This window comes from Micromonospora sp. CPCC 205539 (assembly GCF_036906815.1).
Taxonomy (GTDB): Bacteria; Actinomycetota; Actinomycetes; order Mycobacteriales; family Micromonosporaceae; genus Micromonospora.
On the sequence record NZ_JBAKHW010000085.1, the window covers coordinates 1 to 6,547 of the forward strand.

Below are 6,547 nucleotides of genomic sequence, written 5' to 3' on the forward strand. Positions count from 1 at the left end.
CCCGGCGCAGCATCGCCCAGCGCGGCGTCGCCCGGCGCGGTGTCGCGCTGCCTGCGCGGCGTCGCCCGGCGCAGCATCGCCCCACGCGGCATCGCCCGGCGCGGCATCGCCCAGCGCGGCATCGCCCGGCGCGGTGCCGCGCTGCCCGCGCGGCAAGATCCGCGCGGCGTCGCGCTGCCCGCGCGGCAAGATCCGCGCTAGGTTCCAGCCGCCCCGCCCCGCGCTGTCCGCACCGCGCCGTCCGCGCAGAACTGCCCGCGCTGGCGAGATCCGCACTACGTCCAGGATGTAGTCGTCTCCACGGGCGCCCGAGGCCACTACATCCTGGATGTTGCTGCCACCACGCCCCGCGCTGGCCAAGGCCGACCCAGCGCAAGAACGACACCCCCGCACGCACACCAGACGCCCGCGCTGGAACACACCGACCTCGCCCGCATCGCCCTCAACTGGGACAGCGACCGGCGCCATGCGGGTGGCCGACACGCTCAAGGCGGTCGGGACCCCAAGATCCGCACAACACCTGGGATGTAGTGGCCTCCACAGGCGCCTGAGGCCACTACATCCCGGATGTTGGTGCCACCGCGCCCCGCGCCGCCAGCGCAGCGCGGCCTGGGTCCGCCTACCGCAAGACCCCGCACCGCCGACGCTCAAGATCTGCACAACTTCAGGGATGTTGCGACCTCCGCAGTCCGTGAGGCCGCAACATCCCTGAAGTTGCTGCCACCCCCGGACGACACCCCCCGGACGGCACCGCCGAACGACACCCCCGAACGACACCCCCGGACGACACCCCCCGGACGACACCGCCCCAGCGGTACCGACATTGCCGCGGTCGGGACGGCGGCAGCCCCATCGTCGCGGCCGTCGCTTGATCGAGTCGGCATTGCCTGCGCGGACCACAAGCAGGGGCCCGGCGAGCACGTGGGTGCGCGGTTGGCGGGGTCGCCGGACACCTTCACGCATCGGCCGATGCAGTTTTTCACAGAGGACTTCCCGGTCTAGCTACCGTTCAGTAACGTCCGGCCCCACAGGAGCGCGGCCGGTGCCGGATGTGTCGGATGCCGACATGGTGGTCGTGCCCCACCGGCGCCGACGATGGCAGCACCCGGGCCCGTGCGGGTGCGGACGAACCGGAGGTCACCGTGCAGGAAATCCTCGAAGCGATCATGGCGGCGGAGGAATCGAGCGACCCGGACCGCGAGCTCGCCGGCGTAGCCGGGCTGCCCGTTCCGGAGACCTACCGAGGCGTGGTCGTCCGCGCCGAGGAGGCCCGGATGTTCGAGGGCATGGCGACCCGGGACAAGGACCCCCGCAAGGCGCTGCACGTGCAGGAGGTGCCGACGCCGGAGCTTGGGCCGGGAGAGGCGCTGATCGCGGTGATGGCCAGCGCGATCAACTACAACACGGTGTGGACCAGCATCTTCGAGCCGCTGCCCACCTTCAAGTTCCTCCAGCGCTATGGCCGGATCTCCGAACTGACCCGCCGGCACGACCTGCCGTACCACGTGGTTGGTTCGGATGCGGCCGGCGTGGTGCTGCGCACCGGCCCCGGGGTCACCCGGTGGGCCGCTGGCGACGAGGTCGTCGCGCACTGTCTCTCCGTCGAGCTGGAGGACGCGGCCGGTCACGACGACACCATGCTCGATCCGCAGCAGCGGATCTGGGGCTTCGAGACCAACTTCGGCGGGTTGGCCGAGCTGGCCGTGGTCAAGGCCAACCAGCTGATGCCCAAGCCACGGCACCTGACCTGGGAGGAGGCGGCCAGCCCGGGGCTGGTCAACTCCACCGCGTACCGTCAGCTCGTCTCGCACCACGGCGCCAACATGAAGCAGGGCGACGTGGTGCTGATCTGGGGTGCGTCCGGCGGACTCGGCGGGTACGCCACCCAGATGGCGCTGAACGGCGGCGCGATTCCGGTCTGCGTGGTCTCCTCGCCGGAGAAGGCCGAGCTGTGCCGCCGGATGGGCGCGGAGCTGGTCATCGACCGGGCGGCGGAGGGATTCCGGTTCTGGAAGGACGAGGAGACCCAGGACCAGGACGAGTGGCGGCGCTTCGGCGAGCGGATCCGCGAGCTGACCGGGGGCGAGGACCCGGACATCGTCTTCGAGCATCCCGGTCGGGAGACCTTCGGCGCGAGCGTCTACGTGGCGCGGCGCGGCGGCACCATCGTCACGTGCGCCTCCACCAGCGGTTACCAGCACCAGTACGACAACCGCTACCTGTGGATGCACCTCAAGCGGATCGTCGGGAGCCACTTCGCCAACTATCACGAGGCGTGGCAGGCCAACCGTCTGGTCGCGCTCGGCAAGGTGCACCCGACGGTGTCCCGCACCTATCCGTTGGAGCAGACCGGCCAGGCGGCGTACGAGGTGCACCGCAACGCCCACCAGGGCAAAGTCGGGGTGCGCTGCCTCGCTCCCACGGACGGGCTGGGCGTGCGCGACGGGGAGCTGCGGGCCCGGCACGAGGACGCAATCAACAGGTTCCGGGGGCACTGACCGAGCCACCGGACGGACGGGTGAGCACCCGATGGCCAATGCGGTGAACGGTCATTGTTCTTCCACCCCAATTGCGGGTTACCCGCCGGGATCGAACAAAGGGCCGCGGGGTACGCCTCGCGGCCCTTTTCCGCGTCACTCTGCGTGTCGCCCGAACCGCCCGGGACCTGCCAAGATCGCCGATTGGTCCGGCCTCGCCGAGAGCGGTAGTTGACCATGTAATGAGGACACGAAAGCTTCGTACCGCTCTTGCGAAGCACCCTGGGGCGTCTGCCAGTATGTCCCAATGCCCCAGCAGCAGTCCTCCCCTCTCGCGTTCTTCGATAACGCGAACTCGCAGCCAGATTTCACCGTCGGCCTGCGCGGATACAACACTCACCAGGTCGACGACTTCCTCGGCCGGATGACGGCCGCGCTGACCCAGTCCGAGCAGGCCCGTGCCGAGGCCGAGCAGCGGATGAACGACGCCCAGCGTCGCCTCCGCCAGGCCGAGCAGCGCATGACCGCGCTGGAGCAGAAGCTCACCGACACAAACAAGCAGCTCGAAGAGAACAGCCGGCCCACCCTCTCCGGCCTCGGCACCCGCGTCGAGCAGATCCTTCGGCTCGCCGAGGAGCAGGCCAACGACCACCGCAACGAGGCCAAGCGCGAGTCGGAGGGCATCCTCTCCGCCGCCCGCCTCGAGGCTCGTGAGATCACCGACAAGGCCCGCGCCGAAGCCGCCGCCATGAAGGCCAGCGCCGAGCGCGAGGCCGGCAACCTGCGCACGGCCGCCGAGCGCGAGGCCGCCGAGGTCCGGGTGCAGGCCCGTCGCGAGGCCGACACGCTGCGCGCCGACGCCGACCGTGAGACCAAGCAGCTCCGCACCGTCACGGCGCACGAGGTGGCCGAGCTGAAGTCGACTGTCGAGCGGGAGGTGGCCACCCTCCGGGCCACCGCCGAGCGGGAGATTACCCAGCACCGGTCAAAGGCCGCGCGGGAGGCCGAGGAGAAGCGCGCCGAGGCGACCAAGCTGCTCACCGACGCGCGGGACAAGCGCGACAAGGACCTCCAGGCCCTGGAGCTTCAGCTCGCCGAGCGGCGGGAGAAGGCCGAGCGCGAGGAGTCCGAGCGGCACGCCGCCCAGGTGGCGCAGACCCAGAAGATGGTCGGCGAGGCCGAGCAGCGGGCTCGGGCCGCACAGGAGCGCGCCAAGGAGATCGAGCAGCGCGCCGAGGCCCGCCGGGTCGAGTCGGAGCGCAGTGCCGCCGAGACGGTGGACAAGGCCAAGGCCCACTCGGAGAAGACGCTCCACGAGGCCAAGGCCGAGTCGCAGCGCCTGCTCACCGAGGCCCGCACCGAGGCTGAGCTGACCACGCAGGCCGCCCGCCGCGAGGTCGATGACCTCACCCGGCAGAAGGACGCGGTCACCTCGCAGCTCGGCCAGATGCTCTCCGGGCTCGCCGGCATCGTCCCCGGTATGCCGCCGGCGGCGGCTCAGGCGGCAAAGCCGGAGGCCAAGAAGACCGACGGCGGCCAGGAGCGGGTCAACGCGGAGACCGCCGGCTGAGGCTCGGCGTCACGTTGGGGCATCGGCGGCGCGAGGTGACACTGGGTAACCGGTGTGACCTCGCGCCGTATGCGTTTCCCATCCCTTGACATCCCGCGCCGAAAACGGAGTGAAGTAGGTCCCACAAGGGGCGTCCGTATCGCCCCAGCAGGGCCCGATGCGTGTGAGGATGGGGGCATGTCGAACGGCGAGGAACTGTTCGCGCTCGGCGGGGACGTGACGACGGAGCCAAGCTTCGAGTCCGCTCTGAAGGGGTACGCGAAGCGACAGGTCGACCGGTACGTGGCGCGTGCCGAGCACGAGATCACAACCCTCGCCGCCGAACGCGAACAGGCATATACACAGATCCATAAGCTTGCCGGCCAGGTCGAGGTGCTCCAGCGCGACCTCGCCCAGGTGCGCAAGCAGGTCAATGTGGTCGACCGGGCCTCGTTCCGCCATCTCGGCCCCCGTGTCGAGTCGATCCTCTCCCTCGCTGAGGAGCAGGCCGAGGCGATCCTGTCCGCGGCGAACGAGGAGATCGACGCCCGCCGCGCCGCCGCCGAGCACATCATCGACGAGGCCCGCGAGCAGTCCGCGCGGGCATTCAAGGACTTCGAGATCGCCCTCGCCGCCCGGCGTTCCGAGGAGGAGCGGCACAGCGCAGCCCGGCGCGCCGAGGCGGACGCGACCCTCCAGGCGGCCAAGGACGAGTCGGCGAAGCTACGCAAGGCGGCAGAGGACGCGCTGGCCAAGGCCCAGCAGGAGGCCACCCAGCTGCGGGACACCGCCAAGGAGATCCACACCCGGGCCCAGCAGGAGGCCACCAAGCTGCGCGAGGCGGCGCGCGACGCACTCACCACCGCCCGGCAGGAGGCCAGCGAGCTGCGCGAGGCCGCCAAGGAGGTGCACGCCAAGGCCCAGCAGGAGGCAAAGCGGCTCACCGACACCGCGACCGAGGCCGGCCGGGCCACCCACGCCAAGGCCCAACAGGAGGCCAAGCAGATCATCGACGACGCGTCGATGGCCGGGCGGGCCACCCGGGCGAAGGCCCAGCAGGAGGCGGAGCGGCTGACCACGCAGGCCAGCGAGTCGGCCAAGCGCAACCGCGCCGAGACCGAGGCGTACGTGCAGCGGATGCGCAGCGAGACCGAGACGTACGTGCAGCAGTCGCGAGCGCAGACCCAGCAGGAGCTCGGGGCCTGGCGCGCCGGGGTCGAGCAGGAGGTCAACTCCCGGCGGGAGGCGGCCGACCGGGAGCTGGCCCAGCGGCGGGCCACCGCCGAGCAGGAGTTCGCCGAGCGCCGCGACGAGCTCGACAAGCAGCACAAGGCCCGCCAGCAGGAGCTGGAGACCACGTTCACGAGTCGTCAGCAGGAGCTGGAGACCGAGTTCACCGGCCGTCAGCAGGAGCTGGAGACGAGCTTCACGTCTCGGCGCGACGAGCTGGAGACCGAGTACACGACCCGCAAGAACGAGATCGAGCAGGGCGCGGACGCCGTCCGCCAGGCAGCCGAACAGGACGCGCAGGCTCTGCGGCAACGGGTCGAGGAAGAGACCACGGAGCTGATGCGCCAGGCCGAGACCGAGGCGGGCGACAAGCGGCGCAAGGCCGACGAGCACGTCGCGGCCTCGCGCCGGCAGTTCGAGGAGTACGCGGCCACCACGCAGCAGCACCTGGCCACCACCCAGCAGCACCTGGCAGCCACCCAGCAGGAGTCGGCGGCCGGTCGGCAGCAACTCGCCCAGGTGATGCTGGAGATCGCGCAGGCCCAGCAGCAGCTGGCCGACCTGCGCCAGGAGACCTGGAAGTCCCGCCAGGAGTCCGACGAGATTCAGCGACAGATCGCCGAGCGGCATCTGCAGAGCCTCAGCGCTCCGGGCGCTGGCGACGGCCTGACCGCCAGCCCCCCGTCCGCCGCCACAGTCGACGGGGCCACAGCCGGCGCGACGGCCGACGGAGCCGAGGCCGGCGCCACCCGCCCTGGCACCGAGCCCGCCGAAGCCGGCACCACCGGCCCTGGCACCGAGCCCGCCGAAGCCGGGACGGCCGCCGGCCTCAAGGCCGAGCCCGCCGAGGCCGGGCAGCCGGCGAACGCCGAGGCCACCGGCCAGCCGGCGAACGCTGGCGCGGACGACGCCGGGCAGACCAGGACCCGGCCGGTGGCCGAGCCGGTGACCACGGTGGACGGCGGCACGGCCAGCGCCGGCGTGGACGGCGAGCCGACCGTGGCCGCTGTGCCGGGCGTGGGCGGTCGTGGCGCCACGCCGACCAAGATCACCAGCACCGGCGAGAATGGCAAGCGGCCGACCAAGCCCACCACCGACGAGCGCAGCGCCAAGCCCAGCAAGGTCACTGTCGAAAAGGACTGACCAGCCCGGCCCGCGCACCCAACCACGGCAATCTTGGACAGTTTCCGTTCTGCGGGTGGGCTCAACCGGTGGTTGCAACACCGAGGAGTTGGGTCATCTTCTCACCTGGGGTGGCCCAGCCCAGGGTCATGCGGGGGCGGTCGTTGAG

4 protein-coding genes are annotated in these 6,547 nt (G+C 71.3%); all 4 read left to right on the forward strand.

What is annotated here, in order from left to right:
* A partial coding sequence (locus tag V6V47_RS32460) for a hypothetical protein (RefSeq protein ID WP_334632377.1) occupies positions 1–201 on the forward strand: 201 nt, incomplete at its 5' end.
* A gap of 941 nt (positions 202–1,142) precedes the next feature.
* A complete protein-coding gene (gene ccrA / locus V6V47_RS32465) occupies positions 1,143–2,498 on the forward strand; it encodes a crotonyl-CoA carboxylase/reductase (RefSeq protein ID WP_334632380.1) in 1,356 nt (451 codons plus the stop codon).
* Positions 2,499–2,784: 286 nt separating this feature from the next.
* The gene (locus V6V47_RS32470) at positions 2,785–4,047 is read left to right on the forward strand and encodes a DivIVA domain-containing protein (RefSeq protein WP_334632378.1); all 1,263 of its coding nucleotides are present in this window, start codon (positions 2,785–2,787) and stop codon (positions 4,045–4,047) included.
* Positions 4,048–4,224: 177 nt separating this feature from the next.
* A complete protein-coding gene (locus tag V6V47_RS32475) occupies positions 4,225–6,399 on the forward strand; it encodes a hypothetical protein (RefSeq protein ID WP_334632379.1) in 2,175 nt (724 codons plus the stop codon).
* The last annotated feature ends 148 nt before the right edge of the window (positions 6,400–6,547 follow it).